This is a genomic window from Arthrobacter sp. CMU6 (genome assembly GCF_059090205.1).
In genome coordinates this window covers 23,568-45,689 of sequence record NZ_JBNHFL010000022.1, presented here as the reverse complement: position 1 = coordinate 45,689, position 22,122 = coordinate 23,568, and the positions used below count along the sequence as shown (strand labels likewise).

The following is a 22,122-nucleotide window of genomic DNA, read 5'->3' as shown; positions in this document are numbered from 1 at the left end:
TGACGGGTCGGTAGCCTCCGCTGATCCCCTCAGGGACAGCACTATCAAGCGCCAGATAGCGACGTGAAAACGCCGCCATTTATTGCCGAAAGCCACAGGAAGGGGCAACGGCGACCGTCTCATAATCGGTCGTTATTGACCCGCACGCTTCGAGCGGCAGTAGCCTTCTCGCGTCTACCAAGCCAAGAGCTCTTCAACACCGCACTACCTGCAGGTAAGAGGCCCACTCGAAATGGCGTACCCTGCATTCATGAATATCAAGGGCACCGTTGCGGCGTCGGTGCTATATCTCGTTGCCATTGCGGGACTCACATCCTGTACCTCAGCTCTTCCTGCCGTGCCGGCCGGGTCCGTCGCGCCATCAACTGATGCACCATCGACCTACATGCCATCGACTTACACGCCACCGGCCTACACGCCCGAGCCGATGACGCCGCGACCGACGCTACAACCGGCGATGCCGGACGCTGACCACATATATACAGCTGTTTCGGCGCAATATAGGTTGCATGGAATTACACTCACAAGGCTTGAGTGGGATCGTCTGCAGGATGCAGTTTGCACCGACTTCGCCACTACAGGCGAAGGCCTTCTGATATCTGAATCCACCACAGGCCTAGATCCTGAAGACCAGCAATCATTAGCCGAATGGAACAGGGCAGGAGCAGCCATTAATGGCTGCAACAACGGTGTCAGCATGAGTTCTGTCGCCGGAATCTCATGGTCTTTGCTCCTTAGGAACCTCCTTCATCAGCGAGAAATGGACCTTATTCGTCGTGTAGGTGACTTCAACCTGGAGCTGATGGACTGGGGCCAAGAGAATCATGTCGACGTTAGCGGGGGGCTTCTCGACATGCCCCGAAGCACGGGCGGAAGCTTTGGCTACTGCGCCGATGGTGAGACAACCCAAAGCAAGGGCAAGCAGGGAGCCTGCTCTTGGCACGACGGGCTTCGAAGATAGCCCCTTGGCACTCGACCCCTCTTTCGCGGGACCTTATGCGGACGAACCAGAGGAACCGATAGCACCAACGTGAGCTAACAGAAGGCATGAAGAGAAGCCGCGGCGTCTTACTGAAGCCTTCTCCTGGATCTCGTTACCGGACGGCACCTTTGAAGATCGCCGGCTTATCCTCGAAGGTCGGCCTGTTGGCAGCTGGCCGGTGAAGCGCCTTGGGCCAGTCCGCCGGCCCAGGAAAGGGCACCCCCGCTCAGCCGGGCCAGGGGCCTTGCGCAGCATTTTCTTCCGCCACCGGAATGGCCCGCTGACGTGCAGAAACGGCCGTTATTGATTCTCTCTGAATCACTGCCTGAGCAGTTCGAGAACAGCGCCACCAATCGGCCACTCCCCCATTGCGCCCAGGAGCGCATCCAGAAACGGTCGCTATTGACTGTCCACCACCCCCACTGGGAAGAGCGTTTCCAAGTCTTGCTTCACAGTTTCTGTCTCGCACATTTACTTTGGTCCGTGGCTGGCGACTGTGTCTCATAACCGACGGGCTTATGCAGATTCCACCAGAAGGCTGTGAGACATAGTTACGAGAAGTGCAGCCCGGGAGACCGCGGGCGATGCCACAGGCCAGGGCAACTCCCCGTTTGCTGTTGTTGAGTCGGCGAGACGTCTCATTTTCCAAGGGTTGCGAGACATAACAGCCTCCACTTGCGTAACCAAGCGTTGCCCACATTCAGCCGCAACCAGGCTGGCTTCAGCAACAGAAAGAGTGCTTAAAAGGACTTCTTCGAATCCAGGTGCTTCCTACGGGCCGTCGATAATACATCAGTGGCAGTAGGTACCGGTGGGACCATGATCTTCCGGCCTACGAAGGGGTAGTCATGGATGAATGCCGCCGCAAACCGCTTTCCGTTCGCTGTTCCAGAAAGCTACTGGCGGGAGATAATTGGAACTGAATCACCGAAGCTGGGCCGGCGGCGGTAGTGCCTGTGACGCGGGCACGCCTCCCGCAGCCGCCGCCGGCCCACCCGCAGTGTCACTGTTTTGAACGGAGGTCCCTCCAGGTGTTCATCCTGTCGGCAACGGGTTCAGGGGCACGTCGGAAGCCGATGATGAGATGACTGGCATGGCCTTGGCGCCGCGGCATGCCTGACCAACCCTCCCGCCCCCGGGCAACTCACTGAACTCGTCAAACCAGCTCTTGCCGCCAGTGCATTTAGCACGCACGACCGGGATCGCCGGACCTGACCACACCGTCGTGCAGGTCCGGCCGGTGCAGGGGTGCTGCGACGCTGCGACGCTGCGGAAATTCTGGGCTGGCTACCAGCAATTGTTCGGCTGGCTGCCATCTGGGGCTGGCACACTTAATGACATGCCGGTCACACGCAATGTCGCCTGGGACGGTCGATTGGAGTCCTTCAAAGGCAGCGATACCACGAGTTATGTGGTGGCCGCCGCTGCCGCCGCCGAGATCTGCGGTGTATGTGGGGCGCTTCTGCAGGAGGGCGAACCCCTCTCCCTGATCGTGGATATCGCCGAAAGTACCGCGCCTGACGGTACCGCGTACCTCACGTTCCGTGACTGGGCTTGCCACCGTAGCTGCGGGGACCCGGGGCTGCAGATCCACCGGCGGTCATGATTCCGAACCCGTCCGCACAAGCATCTGCAAGGGTTTCAATGGTTGTGTCGGGGCACGTTTCACAGGCGAGGAGTCTGGACGACACGATTCTGGCGGCCGGAGACGGTTATTTGGTGCCGGTAAGGGTAGTCAGCGCGCCGACCGCCTTCTGGATGGCATCGGTCGATAGATCGGATAGCGGTACATTCGGTTTGCGGCTGGCGAAGCGGCTGGACCGGAGGTTCGACGCCACATCCTGGAGTGGAGGGATATCTGCCAGCTGTCGCAGGAACGAATCCAGCACTGAAACGTCCGGCAATTCTTCATCAGACATCTTGGACATTCGCGTGAAGTTGAATTCCACCGATGTTCCCTGACTGCTGAAGGTCAAGAGGGATACGGTGCCCAGGCGAATATTGCGGTGGTCGAAGATCGGCAGGTTCCCAGCGGGCTTCTTGACCGTCTTGGAGCCGACGAACGTCAATCCCGCTGAGCGTGCGGTGGTGAGGAAGAAATCGAACCGGTCGAGATTATCCCGGTCATGCTCTTGCAGCCAGGAACGGAAAGTATCCTCATCCCACGTAATCAGGTCGCCTCTATCCGGAGCCGATTTGGCTTCGGCCAATTCCTGCCCATAGACATGGGGCATCAGAATCTCGATGGAGCCCTGCCGGAGCCGAGAATACTCAACGGCGATCACCGCCGTCCCCGGCCCTGCCATGGCATTGAGGTATTCGACCATCCTCTTAAGCGCCGGGTTGATGACGTCCACGGCGAGGACGATGCGGAACCTGCCCTCCGCTAGGTTCTGGGCGAGGGACTCTCTTAGAGAAAGCCCACCGTCGGCGTCATCGAGAAATAACGCAGTGGATGTACGTGCCCGCCATTGCGCGGCGAACTCTTCGACATCCATCTTCCACAGACGAGAGGCATAGTCGAACATCTGCCCCACCACCTCGCGCCGGATCTGCGGGTTCGACGCCAGTTTGCACTCGACCAGCGTCAACTCCCCTGTCGAGTCCACGACAACAATGTCCGCAGGACCAACGTCCGATTGGAATTCCCGGCAGGTTCTCGCGGCCGCGCTGACTCCCGGAATGAGCTCCGGGTGTGCCGCCAAGATCTCCTGCAGTTCAGACTCCAAGGCGTAGCCGGCATCGGCTGGCTCAAGCCAGGTTCCGTCACCTTGGCGAATCAGTATTCCACTCATGGCTGCGTCCCGCTTCCGTTCGGATCCACCCGTGCACTCTTGGGCAAACCGTCACTGTTCCTCGTCTCCAACGGTAAACATTGCAACCTAATGCTCATCGGTCAAGCCACCCCAACGACGACGGAACGCAGTTTCCTACTGAATTGGCCGCGTCGGATTTAGGGGATCTTCGGCGCCCCTGGTCTTTGCCCGGGCTTCGTGCCTCTCGTATCGTCACGGTCTCGTCCCGGGAAAACGAAGATGCACTGGAGTCGAGAGCACCGCCGGTTGAGGTCCTACACGCTGGCCTACGACCCCCGGGATCTATTCGACTCAATCCTCTAGGCTCTGAGCCATGAAGGCACTTACTGTGAAGCAGCCTTGGGCTTGGGCCATTATTCATGGCGGCAAGGACATCGAAAATAGGAGCCGGAGGACGAACTACCGGGGCGAACTCTACATTCACGCAGGCAAGGGGGAAGACCCGGACGCATACGGCTTCCCCGCGCTGCGTGCCGCCATCCAGACCGAACTGGTCCTTCAGCGAGGGCAGGTGCTGGGGACAGTTACGCTTTTCGGCTGTCACCACTCGAGCGTCTGCGGGAACTCTTGCTCCGAGTGGGCTGAGGACGGCTACTGGCATTGGGAACTCGCTGACTCCCAAGCCATCCCGCACCCATACCCGGCAACAGGAAAGCTCGGTCTCTGGGATCTGGAACGGGAACCAAGCCAAGGCGCACCGTCGGTCGAGAAATCCCCGACAGAAAACGCCTGAGTTTGGAGATCCCTCTTCGACCTCGTGGCCAGTGCCGTTGAATGCTAGCTGCCCGATGTCCGCGGCGGTTCACAAGTGGGCTCGGGCACCTTCCCGTGATCTCAGCAAGGGATCCTCTCCTAAGACAGTCTGTAAGCTGGAAAGCTGATTTCACGATCAAGTTCTAGACCGATTAGCGCGTACGCCACATGTGACTGTTAGTTCAAAATGGCGGTTTCGATGTCTTGAAAACCGCTCTCCCTCGACAGTTTGAGCTCGAAGGGGTCTAACTTCTGGGCATCGTGTAGGTAGGCATCGAACTTCAGTGACGGCTCATTCTGTTGAACGAAAATACCTCTAGGTTCAACAAACCGATAGCAGCATACTCAGAAGCACGTGATGGGAGTTGAGGCTTGCCGTCTCGGGAGCTTCATCAAGCTGTTAGGAGCAACAGTGAAAACAAAGCCTTCCGGACTGAGGGAACCGGGCAGCGCCGGCTTCTGGCTTATCATCGGCGGGATACTGGTGGCTGCGATTGGTTGTTTCCTGTACTTGTACTGGCAGTTTTGATGGTTTGGACACCAGTCGATTCTGCCGATCGGGGCCGTCGATGTGTCAGAGGTGAGCTGCTCAGTCGCGCGCCTTCAGGTTTTTCCAACGTTGAATTCCCACTGCCTCCTATCCCGCCTCCAGCCGGGCCGTCCCGGCCGGTTCCTCCGCAGCCGAGGGACTCAAGAAAACCACCGGAGCGAAGGTCATCAAGGCTTTCAACACCACCTTTGCCGGCACCCTGATGTCCGAAGTTGTCTTTTGCGTCCATTCCAGTCGGTCTGATGTCGCCACGCCGCAGTGTCTTGAGTGCACAGGGATCCCGCCGGGCCCGGCTTTGACGGGGGGTGCAATGCCGGCCAGGCGGACTGGCCCGGAGGGCGCCTCCTCGGCCAAGAGAGATCTTTTCGCTGCGACCTCGGGGAAACCTGACCAATCCTATGAACCGAAACCCCGCCCTCAGAAAGCCCAACCCCAAGGCGGGGTAATCCCCAAGAACGGGGGTTCGCATCAGCGGAGGCACCCCGCGCTGTTCCAAGGTCCACAGGGTATTCACGATGAAGCGATGGCAGAGTCCTCATACAGGGCAGGCGGAACGAAGTGGTTCCGTGGTGGTCGAGATAACCGTCAAGGCCGCCGGTGGCGACCGCCCAGCGGCCGGCAGCAAGAGCAGGCGAAAGGACAGAGACGGTGACTGGTCCCGAACTCCTCCCAACGGTTATCCAACAGCACCCCGTGCCGCCCGCAGCGCAGGCCCTGGTTCAACCGGTACCGTCGGCCCCGGCCGGACCGGGCGAGCTCTTGCGGTTTCAGCTCAAGTGCCTGGTTGGCGAAATCCTCGCTGACCCGGATCTTGATCCGAACATATATGTCTCCCTGCTCGATCATCTGGCCGAGTACCCCGGGCATCCCGAGCAGGCTCTGCTGGCCCACCTCGGTGAGGTCCAGGACCCGGAGGATCTGCCGCCGTACTAAGCCGGCAAGAAGCAACCGCTGCAGTCGTCTCATCCATGGTTGTGATCCGTTAGAGGAAACCTACAGTCCGGCGGTCCAGGCGGACCGCCGGATGGATTCGGTGGTGATTCAGTCACCAGAAAGACCCGTAGGCGGTTCCGATCTCCGGCAGAGGGGACTGCTCATGTAGCGGGGTTCACAGAGACGCTGGGAGCGCGAAGAATGACTTGTAGCCCATCGTCCCTCACGGCATGGGCGCCGTGGGGGGCGGAGGGTTGCGGGTCATCGCGGGAACCGCTAACGGTTCCGGCCCGTCCCATCAATGCAGGTAAGGAGATCACCATGCCGAGCACTGCACGCGACATTATGAGCGGTGGCGTTGAATGCGTCCGCGAAAACGAGACCCTCGAACAGGCTGCCCGGAAGATGAAGGACCTGGATGTGGGCGCGCTTCCGATCTGCGGTGAGGACAATCGCCTCAAGGGAATGCTCACCGACCGGGATATCGTCATTCGCTGCCTGGCCGAGGGCGGAGACCCGCGCACCGCGACCGCAAGGGAGTTCGGGGAGGGCAAACCGGTGACCATCGGGGCCGATGACTCCATCGAAGAGGCGATCCGGACCATGCAAGAGCACAAGGTCCGCCGGCTGCCCGTTATTGACGGCCACGACCTCGTCGGGATCCTAAGCCAGGCGGACATCGCCCGGAACTATCCCGAAGACCGGGTCGGGGAGCTCGTCACGTTCATCTCCTTCTAGACCCACCGCCCGCCCTAGAATCAATGACGACAGCCGATCCCGTAAACCCCACATGGAATCGGCGATCATTTCAACAGGGGGAAATAGTGACTATCCCACCGCTTCCGGAACCCGAGCCGTTTCCGACGGAACCAGGGCCGGCCGCCCCCGGCTCGCCGGACCCTAACTCCCCGGCGCCTAACTCCCCGGCGCCTGAGTCTCCGGACCCGACGTCTCCTGATCCCGGTCCTGTTCCTGGTCCTTTGCCCGAGCCGGGTCCACGGCCGGAAGAGCCAGACCCCAGGCGCAGGTCTTAAGAGGACGTTCCCAAGCCGTCACCGGCATCTCCGGTGCTTGGGTGGCACGCAACGGCCGGCGAGGACGCGGAGGTCATTTCCGCATGACAGGTCCCGAGTGGCGGAGACTAACTCATCCCCTCGCCGGTCCTAAACCCGTCAGCTTTTGGCGGCCCTGATCGTCGTGGACGTTGGCGGCCCACCCGCACGGTGCCCTTGTCCCGCGCTGTCCGCCACCGTAGGTTGGAGACCAGCGGAAAGTCACTTCCGCCCGGTCCCTCGTGGCCGCGGTGGAATGGTGAGTTCTGAGTTCTGTGGGGAGCAACAGGGGTATGGCGACAGGGACAGTGAAATGGTTCAACGCTGAGAAGGGCTTTGGCTTCATAGCCCCCGATGACGGGTCCGGGGATGTCTTTGCCCATGACTCGGCGATTGCCTCCAGTGGCTACCGCTCACTGGAAGAGAACCAGAAGGTCCAGTACGACGTGGTCCAGGGCCAGAAGGGTCCCCAGGCGGAAAACATCCACCCGCTCTAAACCAACACAGCGTCAGCTGGCGCTTCCCAACGGGCTCAGAGCGACGTACCCGAACACCAGTGTGCCCGCCCCGACCGCGGCGCTGAGGTCAAGTGAGTCGTCTGTGATGACAAGGTTGTCCCCGCTGAGAACCAGGACCGAACCGCTGTCTGCTGCTGCCTGCAGCCAGCACGCGTCATCGTCGTCATCCGGATCAAGCTGCTCCCGGTACACCGGCTCCCAGCCGACTAGGAACATCACCAGGCCCCCGAAGGCCACTGTGAAGCTGCAGGTCTCATCCGCTTCGGGAGCCTGTTCCAGCATGGGTGTAGTCCGCGCTCATCACCAAACCAAAGCCGTGTGAAAGCAGGATCGATACCAACGCGGAGGTAAGCTCACCACCGCCCTCCCGGAAGGTCACGACCGGGACCAGAGTATAAACGAGCACGGGCACGACCCTGTCCCCGCCCGACTCGTTGCTCTGGGTCAGGATCACACGCGCGGCCACCGGGGCCAGATCTTCCCGCTTCCACTCCGCGCGGTGGACGCGCACTTCCGGGGCAGCGCAGCCCCGGTGGCACACCCAGTCGCTAAAGGTGAGGTAGTCCGTCCCGTCCGGTGCCCTACTTTCAGCGACATCCACGATCAAGGACAAAAGATCGCCGCTCATCAGCGGCCGACGACACAGCACAAGAACGGGCAATGGCAGCGGCCGTGATGACGTAATTCGTCGTGTCCCGTCCCTTGAAGGATTCCAGCCGCTGGTCCCAAGCGACATTGCACGTGACCGGCATGCCAGCGAGTCTACCCACCCCAGGACCCGACACTAGCCCGCCGAGTCCTCACCCTACGACCTCGGACACTGGCGGTGAGAGGCCTTGTACTTTCTTATCTGACATTTTCAGATCAGCTCGGGTTCTGGCGTCGGACCGCGGCCCTGCCCCCAAAATGCCTAGCGAAACCAGCTGCGCTAGAAAGCGTCAGGGACCTCCGGGAGGATAACAACGGGATCTCCTTCCAGGAACATCCTGCGCGGAGACTGCCCATTGAGCCTTACCCACACGACCGAGCCATCAGGCGTCAGGCCTAACGGCAAATTGCCGATCGGAGCGAGAGTTGTGCAGACGACTTCGGAAGCTGACACGAACCGCCCCAAGCGATTTCGGGTTGGTGGCTTGCCTTGTTCAGCCTGTCCTGGTGGTGAGTTTCGTGTACACCACGTAGTTGTCGTCGAACAGGCCCGTGGCGGGGTTGTAGCCGTCGCAGGTGATGAGCCGCAGTTCCGGGCCTTTGGTATTGCCGTAGACCTCGAGTGTGGGGAAGCTGTTCTTTTTGTAGGCCGCTGCCCGGGTGACCGTGAAGTGGGCCTTGCTGCCGTCCGCGCGCTGGACGGTGATTCCGGCGCCGGTCTTCAGCGCCCGCAGGTCCGCGAAAACCCCTGGGCCGCCGCCGGTGGCGTTGACGTGGCCCAGCATCACGGCCGGGCCGGTCTCCCCCGGGGACGGGGAACCTGAGTACCAGCCCGCGGGCGCACCGGGCCCATCCGGAGGCACCTCCAGCGACCTGTTCTCCCGCAGACCCAACTTCACCAGCGGCGACTGTACGCCGATCGCCGGAATGTTTAGAGTCACGGGAGCGGGGGCCGGCCGGTCAGGAGAGGGCACAATCGCTGTCCGGCCGGCCGCCGCCGCCGTGCATTGGGCCGGGTTCGGTGACAGTGACTTCGACGCCGGGACGGTGGCCCGTGTTGCAGCGCCGGCCGTCGCGGACGATGTGACGTCGTCTGGGGAAGGTGGAATCGATGGGGCTGCGATTCCGCAGCCGCCCAGGACCAGCGCGGCCAGGACCAGGAGCGCGGCCGCCGGGGACTGGGCGGTGCGCCTGCGTACGGATGCTGTAGTCATGGTGTCAGTGGTGTTCTTTCCAGCAGGCCAGGATGGTGGTGGAGACCTGGTAGGCGAAGTCGGTGCGGGCCACCTTTTGCGGGCCGACGCCGGCCGGCAGCTGTGTGGCGTCCACGTACAGCGTGCTGCTGTCCTTGAGGAAGACGACAGACCCGTTACCGGTCTGGGCCGCAGCGAAGCCCAGATTCGCGAGCCCCTTGATCGGTGCCGCGCCGTCGAGTCTGCCCCGCAGAGAGTCGAAGTATTTCCGTGCTGCGGCCGGATCCGGGGATTCCTTCACCGAGATGACCAGGGGCCCGTCAGCGAGGTGGTAGGTGCACGTGTAGATGCGCTCCGCCCAGGTGGCCACGGTGTGGGGCGCGGCTTTGAGGTCCAGCATGGAGGAAATGTCGTCCTTGGTTTCCTGACCGCAAATCATTTTGGTGGCCTCCGACGGGCCGGCGGCCCCGGCTGTGGCCGGGGTGGCGGAGGCAGCTTCCGGGGTGCCTGAGTGGTCTTTCTCCGATTGCTTGGCTGACGGGCCATCCGGGGCCGGTGCCGACGGGGACGCCGGCCCGGTGCTTCCTGCGGCTGTGGCGCAGCCGGAAAGCAACACCGATGCCACGCCCAGGGCAGCCATCGTTTGTTTCCGTTTTCTCATTGCTGTGCTCATCCTCGCTCCTCTCGTTCATCCCGGCAGTTGGCGGGGACGGTACTGGCCGGTGATCGGCGGATGGAAGTCCGGCTACCGCGGGCGCCCCCAAGACGTCCGCGGCAGCCGGAATCCGTTTCCGTCCAGCCCCTGCGCCCGGCCGCCGCGTAGAACAAACGCCCCGGCGACCGGGCAGCGGATGCCTAGGCGGCGTTGGCTGCCTTGCGGCGGCGGACGATGTAGGTTCCGCCCGCAGCGGCGGCGGCCAGGACCAGGCCACCGCCCAGGGCGAGCACGCCGGCATCGTTGTTCTGCGGGGTCTGCGCGACGCCGGTGTCAGCGCCGCCGACCGGCATGTTCATCTGGCCGGCGGTGAGTGTTCCGCAGAGGGCCGGGGAGGTCGCTGCCAGGGGAAGGCTAGGTACGAGGTCGCTCTTGGCGGCCTGGCCGGCGGCGCTCAGCGTTGCGGGATCAAGACCGTGGACGACCACCACGGCGGTGCCGTCGTGGAGGGCTGCCTTGGTCTCGGCGTTCAGCTTGAAGGTGCGGTCGATGGTGTAGGCGCCGCCCTGGCCGGCGAGCTTAAGGTCGAGCCCAGCGGCGGGGCTGGTGTCCCCGCTGGTCGAGAGAGTGGTGCCGATCTTGCCGTAGGACGGGGCGCCCTCGGTGGTGGAGACGACGCCGTCGCCGTCGGTGTCCGCTGCCGGGGCAGGGCACTGGCCCTTGGCTCCGACGTGGATGTGCTGCACGTGCGGGTACGGGGCGTCCTGGAAAGTCGGGGCGAGGCCGGAGACGTTCAGGAGCACGTGGGCCTGGTTACCCGTGACGTGAACGGCCACGGTGCCCGACGCGGAACTGCCATTCAGCTGGCCAAGGGTGGCCTGGTACGAGTGGTCTCCGTCATGGGCCATCGCGGGCGCACCCGAGAGGGCCAGCGCGCCGAGCGCCAGCGTGGGAACAGCCAAAAAACGCAAAGTCTTATTCATGGAAGCAATCTCCTCATGCAAGTGGTGGTGGTTCTCCCCTAGGGGGACACAGGCAATTCGGAGCTGCCCCGGGGCCGGATGGGCCAAAAAGTGAGATGGCATGCATCTTCCCTATTCCCGAGCTTGCCGCAGGGCGGCCAGGTCCTCCACAAAAGCCGGGGCCCCCAGCGAGCAACTTTGCTTGCTTCCCGCCGGAAAGAACTCAACGTTAGGGCCGCTGCCCGCCCCCCCACCAAAGACTGCACCGGACACAGACACAGGATGGTACGTCGTTCCCCCGTGTCAGGCGCCATGAGGTCGGACACGGGCACGAGGCATTCACAAGTCAATGTCCAGGAATCCGTAGTCGGTCCAGCAGCGGGCCCGCCCGACTCCGCCTGGCCGCCCCCGGCAAGGAGCGGCGTCCCCCTGCAACACGACCATGGCCTTATCGCGCCCGACCGTTGCAAGGATGGCATTCAGGATTGTTGGCCGGTCCTGGGGCCCCGAAACCTCGGCTCGATGTGAAGGGAGGAAAGGATGATAATGCCTCCGCCCAGATCCAGACCGGCTGCACGGAGAGCCAGGAAGCAAACAGGCCTATCTTCGGGTAAAGATTCTGTCCCAGACTGGACCCAAGACGTGGGGCAGGACTGTGATGCCGAACCACACCGCGACGAGTATCAGCAGGGCCACGATGACCATGGTGATCCAAAACCCGACCGCCGAGGGCGGTTTGCGGCTGCTTTCATCCATCACTACCCCTTCGTAGGCTGGAGCACCATGGTCCCACCGGCACCGACAGCAATGGAAGTCCTGATGCGGCAAAGAAGCGCAGCGATGATGTCGGCGACACAAGCCATCGAGGACAATGAAGGCGCTGCTTGCCGGCTGGCTGCAGCCTGGGCCAGGTCCTGGCAGCCTCCCGTAAAGGCAGCCCGGTAGCCGTGGCGCTCTCCTCCCCTAGTCCTGGGCCTTCGAGTCAGGGGCGGGCCCCAAGAGTATTTAGGTCGTTCGTGCTCGATCCCAAGGCCTGCGATCTATTCTGGTCCCAGTCATCTGCCCCCTTCTCCGAGCTGCCCGGGAACCCCCGGCGGATGTTTGAGGATGTGGGGTCAAAGAGAAAGCTGGACTGGATGGGCATGGAAGTCAGAAGGACGTTGGCCTGCCGAACGCGGCGGGTCGGGCTGCTGGTCCTTGCGGCGGCCACCGTCGCTGTTGCCGCGTGCCAGGGACCTTCGCCCACGCCTTCTCCCGGCGTCAGCGGCCCGGACCGCCCTGGCCATGTATTTGTCATCAACCTGGAAAACAAGGGCTACGACACCGTCTGGGGTGCTGACTCGGACGCACCCTACCTGGCTGAGACGCTCCGCTCACAGGGGGTGCTGCTGTCCAGGTACTACGCAATCGCCCACCACTCATTGCCAAACTACCTCGCGCAGATTTCCGGGCAGGCAGCCAACCCCGCGACCCGGAACGACTGCGGGACCTATGCCCCCTTCACGCCAACCGGCACAGGCTCGCCCGGCCAGGTCACAGGAACCGGCTGCGTCTACCCGTCGTCCGTCCCGACCGTGGCCGGGCAACTCAGCGCGGCCGGGAAAACCTGGAAAGGCTACATGGAAGACATGGGCACGCCGTGCCGGCACCCCGAGCCGGGGGCCGAAGACGACAGCCAAGACGCCTCGCCGGGGGACCAATACGCCACCCGGCACAACCCGTTCGTCTACTTCGACGCGATCACCTCGTCCCCAGATTGCCAGACCAAGGTCGTCGACTTCACCGAACTTGCCAAGGATCTGAATTCCGCAGCGACAACGCCGAACCTATCCTACATCAGCCCCAACCTATGCAACGACGGACACGACAGCCCCTGCGTGGACGGAAGGGAAGGCGGCCTCGTCAGTGCCAATGTCTGGCTGAAGAAGCACGTCCCCGCGATTTTGGACTCCCCGGCCTTCAAACAGGACGGCATGCTCGTCATCACCTTCGACGAGGCCGAAGGCAACCGGGCCGGGCCAAAGGAGGTTCCCGGAGGGGCAGCGGGTGGCCGCGTCGGCGCGCTCGTCCTCTCGCCTTTCGTCCAAGGGGGCACGAACTCGGACCGGACCTACAACCACTACAGTCTCCTGGCCACCATCGAGGACAGCTTCTCGCTGCCACGCCTCGGGTACGCCGGAGCGCCGGGCCTCGACAGCTTCGGCCCGGATGTCTTCAACGCCCGTCCCTAGCTGCCGCAGAGAGCGACCTGTCACCGGTGCCCGTGCAGATAAAGAATTTATTCGCCCTTGATGGCGGAGGGCAGCAGGGAGCGACTCCCAGTTTTTCCCAAGGAGCGTGCGGGAAGCTCAGCTGTCCCTGCGCGGAACGAATGCGCCCTCCTCCGCAGGGAACGGCCGGGTCCGGACCGCACCCCCCCCAACAAGCACCGGATCCGGCCACAGCCACGCCGATAATTCGGGCTCTACATCGTCCGAGCACACCCGGCAGTGCCCTTCGGGCTCATCCGGCAGCAATAACAACTAGAGCAGGACACCACTGAGGCGTAGCGGGCGAAACCTGATCAGCCTCGACTTAAGATACCGAAGGCCTCGCAAATCTGGCCCCATCGAAGTCCAGAGACGGGCTACCGGCATGTCCTCCCCTAACGGCGTCCGAACAGCGGGAGAACCAGGCCAAATCCGTCCCGCTCCCCACCGCACTCAAGGGTGCATTCAGAATTGAGGATCCACGTAGCAATCCTGAAGGCCGGCCTGAGCGAGCGTCATTTTCCGGAGTCGTCTGCACCGGTGCTCAGGCTCGGCAAAGAGCAGGCATGGCCAAACACACTTGGGACGATACGCCGGGGCCTTAGACTGCCCGTACGGCCTCGTTTCCCTGCTTCGAACGGATCCCCCATGACAGCTCTTGATCCCGATTCCATGACGTTCGCGTACCGCTGCGAGTACCGGGGCATCCCCGGACCGGACCACGACCCGGAAGATTATCCGATGCGTTGGGCCGTCTCGGTCGGGGCGACCATCTGGGATTACGAGGATGACAGCGATGGCGAAGACGTCCGTGTCGGGGACGCCCATTTCACCATCGTGCCCGACGCCGGCGGCATCGATCTGTTCTACACCCTGGATGCGGTGGACCAGGAGCTGGCGAACATCGCAGAGGTGCTTACCACGCAACGGCCAGACCTGCTGGAGGTCGCCGGCCTCGACGTGGGCGGTGACCTCCTTGTACTGTCTTCCCTGTATATCGAGCCGAAGTTCAGGGGCCACAAGACCGGCTATACGATCCTGAACGCCATTCTCGCAACGGTCGGCCGCGACACCGCCATGGTCGTGCTGCAGGCGACACCGCTCCTCACCGAGGACGGACCGGTGGAGGGAACTCCCGACCACGCTGAAGCACGGGCGGCCCTGCGCCGCTACTGGATCGACTACGGATTCCAGGAAGCTGAGGGGGACTATCTCGCGCTCACAGCTGACGTCCTCGGAGCATGACACCGCGGTAGTCAGTTACACGCTTCGCGGGCCAGGCTGCGGCAAGGGGGACTCCACGGGATCTCAACTGTCCGGTACTTCTGCCTTGCCGGGGCGGGAGCGAGGCTGCCCCGCCGCGGTGGGGTTTCATCGGTACATCGCATGGCGAGCCACCCCCTTCCCACCCGGCGTATATGTGACTCCGCCGGGGCAGCCGGCCCCTCCGATCTGAGAACACGGAGCATCTCCGGGGGTTTCATGCTTTTTGCAGGGTCCCGTTGAAACCATGAGTGGGCCGGTCACGGGGCTGCTCACAGTACAGGGGCGTAGTTTAGGGGCCGGCACGGCACCGGGAACGGTTAGCCCTCCCCGGACCCGGTGCCGGCACAACACACTGAACCCGGCTTCTTGCGCGTGAGCGGTACAGGATCCGACAATGCCTGCCGCTGGCGGGAGCGACGGGGCACCTCGGCGGCTTCGGCCGTCAGCCGGCCCCTGGGGTTCGGCCGTTTTTGCAGTGAAAGAACGCTTGTTCCGACAGAAGTACCTTCGAAGCGTCCACCGAAGGACGTTCCCACTAGTGCGGTGGCCAGAGGACCCGGCTTTGCTGACCAGCAGAACCGGGCCAATCGCCGGTCCAAGAGTGTTCGTTCCGTCGGGGACCGCTGGCTCGCGGGCTGGGAGCCTTCTCCGGCCATAACTGGCCATGGGATTTCAAGGGTGTTCAGGCAGGTGCCAAGGCTCTAAGCTTTAGCCCCACCCACCCGACCTCAGGAGACTCTTGTGCGCACCTCTGAACAGATCGACCGGGCCGCTCAGGCCCGCCACCTCCAGGAAGCCCTCCTCACACGCGTTGCCAAGGGCAGGGAATGGGCTACCCCTGGCATTGAAGCTGCACTTCGTCATGCCCTGATGGGCATCGACACCGGCCTGGAGGCAGCGTCACCACGCCTGCAGGCGAGCCTGAGGACCGTCGCCGATGAACTCGCCGGGAGGGTAGAAACAGCCACCCCCCGGCTTCACGAGCGGATAGCGAAGCTTATCCCAGTGGCTGAGACGCCAGCACAACGGGTGCCTCCGCAAAAGACGACCAGGATGCTCTGGTGGTGCATCCCGGCCGCCTTGGCGGCTGTGGCCGGCGGAGTGGCGATGTGGCGAGTCATGCGCTCGGTTCCCGAGCCCGAAAATAGACCAGCGCCCGAAGCTGCAACAGCAGGGGAAACCTCCACAACCCCTCCCCCACAAGCCGCAATGTAAACATGGAGGGCGGGACCCATCCCGTCCTCCAACCCGACACCAGCGCAAAATTTAACCGGCCGGCGACAGACGGCCGGTGTCCCCCATCCCCCGCCGGCTCCGTCGTCGGTCCATATTCGCCCGAACGGGAATGATCTGCGCCGTCATTGCAGTCCGTGTTGTCGGCGGAGGTAACCGATTGCGCTTCGCTCGCCACGGTGCTTCCGGACCCCCAGCTAGCGTTCGATGATCAGGTAGCGCTGGATGATCGGGGACGAATCGGCATCTGACAAGGTGGATACAAATGCTTCCACCGTGTCCAGGGGACCCCGGGAGCTTCTGCCTGAACACTTCGGGCAGGTCCTTGCCGGGCGTTCTGCGCAGTCAAGCCGTCTGCTGGAACAGGGAAGCCCCGCACCCCCTCGGCTGGAGGGTGCGGGACTTCCCTGTTACAACGCAGGAGCACACGTGCAACGCTCCTGCAGCCCTTTGCGTTTATGCTGACTTTGCTTACCTGCGGGTGTCGTCTATGCCGTCGGTTTCAATGCGCTCCTTGCGGACCTCTTCGCTGACGGTCTCCTCGTCGGTCACGGTGTCCTTCTCGAGGCGGACCCGCTCGACAGGAACGGTTTCCTTATCGACCACTGGCCGTTCCTCATGGAGGGTGACTTCATGTTCCTCCTCGCTGAGATCAGGTCCGGAGAGAGCGGCGTCGCGGTTGGCGTCCGTGATCGGTTCACGCTCGATCCTGACCTCTTCACGCCGCACCGGCACCGTCTGAGTGACGTTCTCGGTGGTGACATACTTACGCAGCCGCGCCCGGCCCGTGGCCTGCCGCTCGGTGCCAACATTCAGGCGCTCTTCCGAGCGGGTCATCGCATCATCGGTCGTTGGGCCCGAGGTATCCCTGCCCACCGTTCCACGCGCGTCGAAGTCTCTGTCCATTCCGGCGTCCGCGTCGTCCCGGTAGCCGCCAGTGACGCCGGCATCTGCATCGCCCCGGTACCCGCCGGCGGTGCCGGTGGCATCAGTGTAGGTGCGCTGGCCGCCGAGGCTGTAGTGCTCGTAAAGCCGGTCTTCCTCGGTCGGGTCCAGGTGCCCATCCGGATCAACACCCGGAGCGTCCTTGACCTGGTCCTTGGTGTACGGGACGACGATGTCATCACCCTCCACCCGGGCGCCGTCGAGAGGCACGAAGGATTCGCGGGTGCCGAACAGGCCCGTCTTGACCGTGACCCATTTAGGCTGGCCGGTGTCGTCGTCAGCGTAGACCTGGCCCACACCGCCGCTCTTTTCCCCGTCGGTGCCCACGACATTGCCGCGGCCGGCGAGCAGACGGTCGATATGTTCGTTGCTGATCATGGTTACTCCTTTGGTACTTGGTCCAGCTTCATGTGCGGTTCTTCGTACACCGGGGGACGGCAGAATGCGCCCTTGGCGTCACAGGAGATAGGGGGATCGGCCCCGACGGAGATTTTGCTCCTAGCCATCTACTAAGCCACACCCCACCCAGAAAGCAAGCATGCTTATTAATTTCACAGCGGCATGGGATGCCTGCCCGCGCCGCCCCGGACCGGACAATCGCGGCGGCAGAGCACCCTCAGATCGGTGTGATCGTGCTGACCGGAGCGGTGCTGGTAATCGTCTAGACGGCCCGAAGCAAGCATCGAAGAAATTCGCGGCGTCATGAATGAGATAAGAATGCGCAACGCTGGATCCGCCCGGGATCTATGGCGTGAGCACATCCGCAACGCAACAGCGACGGCGCTGCAGGGAGTAGCCGCCGAGAACCCCTCCCACTATGACGCTCGCCTCATGTGAGACGATCACAGCCATGCGAAGGGGCCACCTCCTATGCGGGCAGGCCCCCACGGCGGCAATTCGTTGGTCGCCCACCTTCAACCATGACGCGGGGTGTCCCACTTCCTTGGAACCGGAACAGCCGTAACTGGGACACTCCCCCGCAGTTTCAGTCCGCGGGGCTTCGCGTAGTCTGCATATCCCGGATGTTATGCCAAACACTCGCTATATATACGCGTCACTGGAGCAACTTTCGGTACCCCGTGCCCGAATGGATATTGGGAATGCACGGAAGTGACCTTCAGCGATAAAGGGCGGCTGCCGCACCGCGTATTTGGGTGCTTGGCGCAGGCCGCAGGGGATCCCTCACCGGACGCCTCGCAAACAGCTCACCACGGGCAGGTCCGATGGTTATGCCGAGGGTGGGCTGACCGGTGCTTGTGCAGCTGTGTTCTTGTTGCTGGTGCTCCAGCTGGCGAGGAAGTCGAGTTGTTCTTGGGCGTGGCTGCCTGGTTCAGCGTGTAGGCGATCATGGTCAGGCCTTCGCCGGGAAGTTCCAGTGCGTCGCCGGTGAGTTCGATCTCACCGACGGCTCGACCGGCTGGCGCGCTCCCTTTCTGATGCCAGGGACATAGCCGATGAGCTGACGGCCAAAGGGGTAGTGCTTAGTCTCGGGGGTAACAGCCACGACCCAGCTGACCCGGTAGGTCGGCTCCTGTTCAATGTCTTGGGAATGGTGGCCGAGTTTGAGGCGGATCTGATCCGGATGCGCACCCGCGAGGGCATGGTGGTCCCAAAAAGCGAAGGGGCGGCTGAAAGGCAAGCAGCCCAAATTGTCCAAAACGCAGCGGAAGCACCTTCTGACACTGCATGACGCGGGCGAGCATACGCAGGCCGAACTGGCCGAGCTGTTCCGGGTGTCACGGACGACTGTGTACCGCGAGCTCCAAAGGCGCACCATCTGAAGACCGAGGCGGCACCGCCTGGTAAGAGTTCCACTTAGCGCTGCAAAAGAACGCCGTTTAGTGTAAGCAGCGGCCATTCCTGTCCCCTCCGGTCCTGCAGCTGGACGCTTGCGAGAACTACAAGTGGAGGTGGAACCGCGTTTACAGAGATAGAACCCCGACAACGACGGGTACACGGTGAACGCTGGCGCACGAGCTGGTATTTGGGAGTCGGAGGTCGACCTGGCCCCTTGCACGGCGTACTCTGGGCGGAATCCTAGGGCTCCCCGCGTGGAGTTCCAAGGAAAGACGGGAGGAATAAGAATGTCACTCAAAGACGAGTGGGAGCGACTTGATGCAGACACGCGCAAGTGGCTACTGGACAATCCGGGATGCGTGCTGCTGCCGAGCGCCATCACCGCCGTCATCCAGCGAGTTTCTGACCGACAAATCGATGTAGATGGGCACGGCCAGATGATCCTGTCCCGTGAGGACCTGGATTTCATCCGGGAAAAGGGAATACCTTTGGGTGCGGGTCAAGTCAACGAGGAATTCCATTTCTTCGATGCAACTCAGCCGGGAAAGCGCAGTTAGATGGCCTGAGAAGTAACCGGGTTCTTACATTGTGCTGACATAGCTTTTGCCGTATGGCTCCTCCACAGCAAGATGTCGGGGCACGCGAATCCGTGGGCAGGGGCGCGAGGGTTTCCGCTTTGGCACCGCAAAACGCCGCCTCGGCAAAGAGATGAGATTGGGTTCGCGGCACGGGTGGTGCAGGTGAGCCGTGGAAGGACGACGTATCCGGTAGGGACATCAATCGGTTTCCGGGGGGGCGCCCACCCCCCAGGATGGGGGCCGGTCTCCCGCGCCAATTGGCTTGCTGCCCCAGATTTGGTGCCCGCACCGGCTCGATCCCTGGCCCGTCCCCTGCTGACTCCAAACGCCCTCTGGGAACATTGCGGCACCGACGAGGGAGCAGTGATAGACATGCTGGGTTATGAATTGCCGGCAACGATGCCGGACTGCCAGGGCGGAATCCAAGTCATCAGCCCAGGCGAAGGCTAATCCGGTGGCCTCACGGCCTGGCGGATGGATAATCCGACGGCAGGTTTCGTGCCTCATCGGCGATGTCCTTAGCGACATGACAGTGGACGAGGAAGCCCGACTCGGACTGCTCCGGCACCTCGCGGAGCACCCCGGAAACCCCGAAGGTGCACTGCTGGCCCACGTAAATGAATGTCAGGATCGACAGGAACGGAAGGAATCAGCCCACTGCGGGAAGCCTGACGGGGCACCCAAACTGGACGGTCCAGTGATGCCGGAACCGGACCCCGGTTAGCTGCGCGGTTCCCGGCCGTGGGCGGTGAGGGGTCCCACGGGGCAGAGCTTGTTCACAGCCTCCGTCAGTTGCTTGGGACGGAAGGGTTTGATCAGATATGCCGAGGCTCCGGAGGCTATACCGGCCATTTCATCGTCGGCCTCTGCCTGGGCGGTAACCAACAGCATCGGCACTTCGGAACGTGTCCGGATATGCCGGGCGACGTCCAGTCCGTCCATGTCTGGCAGGTTCAGATCCACCGTGACCAGGACCGGGCGGTGCTCCCAGGCCGCAGCCACCCCGTGGACGCCATTGGCCACAGCATGAACCTCGAAGCCCATTCGTGTCAGGATCAGCGTGAGCAGATCCCGGATGTCCTGGTCATCCTCGATGACCAGGCAAAGCCCGCGTGAAACCAAAATGCCCCCCGGCCTGTAGAACTGCTGCACAATGTAGAGCGTTCACCTCAAGCCCGAGAGCAGAGCAGCACTAAACCGGTCCAGTCCGGACGGGCGTAGCCTAAAGCAGGCCGGCGGCGGACGAGCCCGACCGTGTCCCCATGCACAGGGCTCACCCCCAGCCCGTCGCCGGTCCCCGCCCCTATTACTCCGACCAGGCCTCCGGGCGGGCGGGAGCCCGACCGCCAGTACCTGAGGAGTCCTGAGGAGCTATTGCACGCGAATGTTCTGTGCGACAGGGCCCTTGGCTCCTTGCCCGACCTCGTACTGGACGTTCTGGTTTTCCTCCAGGGAGCGGTATCCGTTGCCGGCAATCCCTGTGTAGTGGGCGAAGATCTCCCGGGATCCGTCGTCCGGGGTGATGAACCCGAAGCCCTTTTCAGTGTTGAACCACTTGATCGTGCCTGTTGCCATGCCTGATCCCCCTTCTGTTTCTGCGCCGGCCCACGGCCGGTGCCGCGGACACCGTCGTCCGCATCCCACAACGTACGGTCCCACGACCGGGAGGGCAAGCGGGCCAAAGCCTCCGAGCCGGATTCAGGCCGGGGGAAGTGCCGGGAACGGCGGGATCGGCAAGGCAGTAGCCGGCATCACGAGGACGCTCCCTTGCCGTCGGGCCTGACGGTCAACCATGGCTCTTCGCCTCTGTTCCAGCGTCCCGGCGGACCGTACGTGACTAGACTCGTCGTCATGCCAGTCACACGCAATGTCGCCTGGGACGGCCGCCTCGAATCCTTCAAGGGCCCTGACACGGCACACTACGTGCTCACGGCAGCGGACCTGGCCAAGACCTGCGCCGCCTGCCAGGAACCGCTAAAGCCCGATGAACCGCTCTCCCTGCTGGTGAACATCACGCAAAGCACCGCCCCGGACGGCACCGAATATTTCATCTTCACGGACAGCGTCTGCCACCGCGGGTGCAGCCAACCGGCACTGACCGTCAAGCATGCCCCCTGGCACCTTGAAGAGCTCTCCCCTCTAGCCGCGAGGGTCATCCTCACCCATACGTCCGATGCGGGCCAAATAGGTGTGGTCCCGGTTCTCGCCTACACCCTGGTCCCCGTCGTAACCTTCCGCGAACACGGCGGAGAACGGACCTCAGCGTTGGTCACCCTGCTGCTCTCGCACGGTTTCCAGCTGGCGATGAGCCCGGAATACGACGACCTCCTGGACCAGGCCGGCCCGGTGGACGCGGGCTGCAGCTTCACCGTGACACCCGAGGGCGTCATCCAGTTCAGCATTGACTCGGAAACCCTTTACCGCGACCAGCTCGAGCTTGACCCGGACCATCCCCACGACGCGCACTGGCTCCAGGCAGCACGCGCTGCCGGCTACATCCTTGTCATCAGCGGAGACAACCTGGATATCACCGAGGCAATCCTCGACATCCACACAGCTGCCCGGCAGGGAACATTGGTGATCGGCACCGTCCCCCTCATCGAATAGCCACTGAAACGAGAGCCGCCGCCCCCCGGGCTCATGCGCCGGCCGGTTGCCCTCCGCTACCCTTCGCATTCGCGGCAGAACTTCAGGCCGTTGGCTTCCCTGGCCAGCTGGGAACGGTGATGGACCAAAAAGCACGACCCGCACGTAAACTCATCGGCCTTGACCGGAACGACCACGATATTCAACTCTTCACCGGAAAGATCAGCACCTGGAAGCTCGATCCCTTCGGCCGTGTCGCTTTCATCCACGTCAAGGGACGAGGGCTTCCCTGTCACCGCCCGCGACGCCTGCAGCCCCTCCAAAGACTCGGACGGAACGTCCTCTTCGCTTCGGCGCGGGGCATCATAATCAGTTGCCACCGAACCTCCTTCATCCCGCCCTGATA

General features: G+C 62.8%; 19 protein-coding genes and 1 pseudogene. 10 read left to right on the top strand and 10 right to left on the bottom strand.

Translation table 11 applies throughout. The annotated features are described in order from the left end of the window. The first annotated feature begins 250 nt into the window (after positions 1–250). Entirely contained in the window at positions 251–961 is a 711-nt protein-coding gene (locus tag AC5RWD_RS15860) for a hypothetical protein (RefSeq protein WP_494020926.1), read from the top strand. Positions 962–2,694: 1,733 nt separating this feature from the next. On the opposite strand, the gene AC5RWD_RS15855 is transcribed toward AC5RWD_RS15860, so the two are convergent. Beyond that, positions 2,695–3,777 (bottom strand): hypothetical protein, encoded by a 1,083-nt coding sequence (locus tag AC5RWD_RS15855; protein WP_494020925.1) that lies wholly within the window; start codon positions 3,775–3,777, stop codon positions 2,695–2,697. A 334-nt stretch (positions 3,778–4,111) separates the two neighbouring features. Between AC5RWD_RS15855 and AC5RWD_RS15850 the strand changes: the two genes are divergently transcribed. The 4 genes from AC5RWD_RS15850 to AC5RWD_RS15835 all read left to right on the top strand — a co-directional run bounded on the left by AC5RWD_RS15850 (position 4,112) and on the right by AC5RWD_RS15835 (position 7,583). Beyond that, positions 4,112–4,531, top strand: coding sequence for an ASCH domain-containing protein (locus AC5RWD_RS15850; protein ID WP_494020924.1), 420 nt, complete (start codon positions 4,112–4,114; stop codon positions 4,529–4,531). A gap of 1,218 nt (positions 4,532–5,749) precedes the next feature. Further along, complete coding sequence (locus AC5RWD_RS15845) at positions 5,750–6,034, top strand: hypothetical protein (RefSeq protein ID WP_494020923.1); 285 nt, start codon at positions 5,750–5,752, stop codon at positions 6,032–6,034. 321 nt (positions 6,035–6,355) lie between these two features. Further along, complete coding sequence (locus tag AC5RWD_RS15840) at positions 6,356–6,772, top strand: CBS domain-containing protein (RefSeq protein ID WP_494020922.1); 417 nt, start codon at positions 6,356–6,358, stop codon at positions 6,770–6,772. Between the two features lie 607 nt (positions 6,773–7,379). Next, positions 7,380–7,583: a cold-shock protein gene (locus AC5RWD_RS15835; protein ID WP_494020921.1), complete on the top strand. Its 204-nt coding sequence runs from the start codon at positions 7,380–7,382 to the stop codon at positions 7,581–7,583. A gap of 12 nt (positions 7,584–7,595) precedes the next feature. Here AC5RWD_RS15835 and AC5RWD_RS15830 read toward each other — a convergent pair whose 3' ends face one another. The 5 genes from AC5RWD_RS15830 to AC5RWD_RS15810 form a co-directional block, all read right to left on the bottom strand. Further along, positions 7,596–7,886 carry a hypothetical protein gene (locus tag AC5RWD_RS15830; RefSeq protein ID WP_494020920.1) on the bottom strand — a complete coding sequence of 97 codons (291 nt, stop codon included), beginning with the start codon at positions 7,884–7,886 and terminating at the stop codon, positions 7,596–7,598. An 860-nt stretch (positions 7,887–8,746) separates the two neighbouring features. After that, on the bottom strand, positions 8,747–9,466 hold the full coding sequence (locus AC5RWD_RS15825; RefSeq protein ID WP_494020919.1) for a class F sortase: 720 nt from the start codon (positions 9,464–9,466) through the stop codon (positions 8,747–8,749). Between the two features lie 4 nt (positions 9,467–9,470). Further along, positions 9,471–10,118: a hypothetical protein gene (locus tag AC5RWD_RS15820; RefSeq protein ID WP_494020918.1), complete on the bottom strand. Its 648-nt coding sequence runs from the start codon at positions 10,116–10,118 to the stop codon at positions 9,471–9,473. A gap of 182 nt (positions 10,119–10,300) precedes the next feature. Continuing rightward, complete coding sequence (locus AC5RWD_RS15815; RefSeq protein WP_494020917.1) at positions 10,301–11,083, bottom strand: GVDTG sorting domain-containing protein; 783 nt, start codon at positions 11,081–11,083, stop codon at positions 10,301–10,303. 579 nt (positions 11,084–11,662) lie between these two features. After that, positions 11,663–11,818 carry a hypothetical protein gene (locus AC5RWD_RS15810; protein ID WP_494020916.1) on the bottom strand — a complete coding sequence of 52 codons (156 nt, stop codon included), beginning with the start codon at positions 11,816–11,818 and terminating at the stop codon, positions 11,663–11,665. Between the two features lie 380 nt (positions 11,819–12,198). On the opposite strand from AC5RWD_RS15810, the gene AC5RWD_RS15805 reads away from it, so the two are divergent. Further along, positions 12,199–13,293 (top strand): alkaline phosphatase family protein, encoded by a 1,095-nt coding sequence (locus AC5RWD_RS15805; RefSeq protein ID WP_494020915.1) that lies wholly within the window; start codon positions 12,199–12,201, stop codon positions 13,291–13,293. Positions 13,294–13,959: 666 nt separating this feature from the next. Continuing rightward, on the top strand, positions 13,960–14,556 hold the full coding sequence (locus AC5RWD_RS15800; protein ID WP_494020914.1) for a hypothetical protein: 597 nt from the start codon (positions 13,960–13,962) through the stop codon (positions 14,554–14,556). A gap of 1,725 nt (positions 14,557–16,281) precedes the next feature. Here AC5RWD_RS15800 and AC5RWD_RS15795 read toward each other — a convergent pair. Next, positions 16,282–17,133 carry a DUF2382 domain-containing protein gene (locus AC5RWD_RS15795; protein ID WP_494020913.1) on the bottom strand — a complete coding sequence of 284 codons (852 nt, stop codon included), beginning with the start codon at positions 17,131–17,133 and terminating at the stop codon, positions 16,282–16,284. Positions 17,134–18,160: 1,027 nt separating this feature from the next. On the opposite strand from AC5RWD_RS15795, the pseudogene AC5RWD_RS15790 reads away from it, so the two are divergent. Next, positions 18,161–18,536: pseudogene (locus AC5RWD_RS15790) on the top strand (recombinase family protein); the annotation flags it as partial. A gap of 303 nt (positions 18,537–18,839) precedes the next feature. Next, a complete protein-coding gene (locus AC5RWD_RS15785; RefSeq protein ID WP_494020912.1) occupies positions 18,840–19,109 on the top strand; it encodes a hypothetical protein in 270 nt (89 codons plus the stop codon). A 741-nt stretch (positions 19,110–19,850) separates the two neighbouring features. Here AC5RWD_RS15785 and AC5RWD_RS15780 read toward each other — a convergent pair. Both AC5RWD_RS15780 and AC5RWD_RS15775 read right to left on the bottom strand, forming a co-directional pair. Further along, complete coding sequence (locus AC5RWD_RS15780; RefSeq protein WP_494020911.1) at positions 19,851–20,282, bottom strand: response regulator transcription factor; 432 nt, start codon at positions 20,280–20,282, stop codon at positions 19,851–19,853. Positions 20,283–20,501: 219 nt separating this feature from the next. Further along, a complete protein-coding gene (locus AC5RWD_RS15775; RefSeq protein ID WP_494020910.1) occupies positions 20,502–20,705 on the bottom strand; it encodes a cold-shock protein in 204 nt (67 codons plus the stop codon). A 276-nt stretch (positions 20,706–20,981) separates the two neighbouring features. Between AC5RWD_RS15775 and AC5RWD_RS15770 the strand changes: the two genes are divergently transcribed. Beyond that, positions 20,982–21,737: a hypothetical protein gene (locus tag AC5RWD_RS15770; protein WP_494020909.1), complete on the top strand. Its 756-nt coding sequence runs from the start codon at positions 20,982–20,984 to the stop codon at positions 21,735–21,737. Positions 21,738–21,793: 56 nt separating this feature from the next. Here AC5RWD_RS15770 and AC5RWD_RS15765 read toward each other — a convergent pair whose 3' ends face one another. After that, complete coding sequence (locus AC5RWD_RS15765; RefSeq protein ID WP_494020908.1) at positions 21,794–22,096, bottom strand: DUF4193 domain-containing protein; 303 nt, start codon at positions 22,094–22,096, stop codon at positions 21,794–21,796. Between the last annotated feature and the right edge of the window lie 26 nt (positions 22,097–22,122).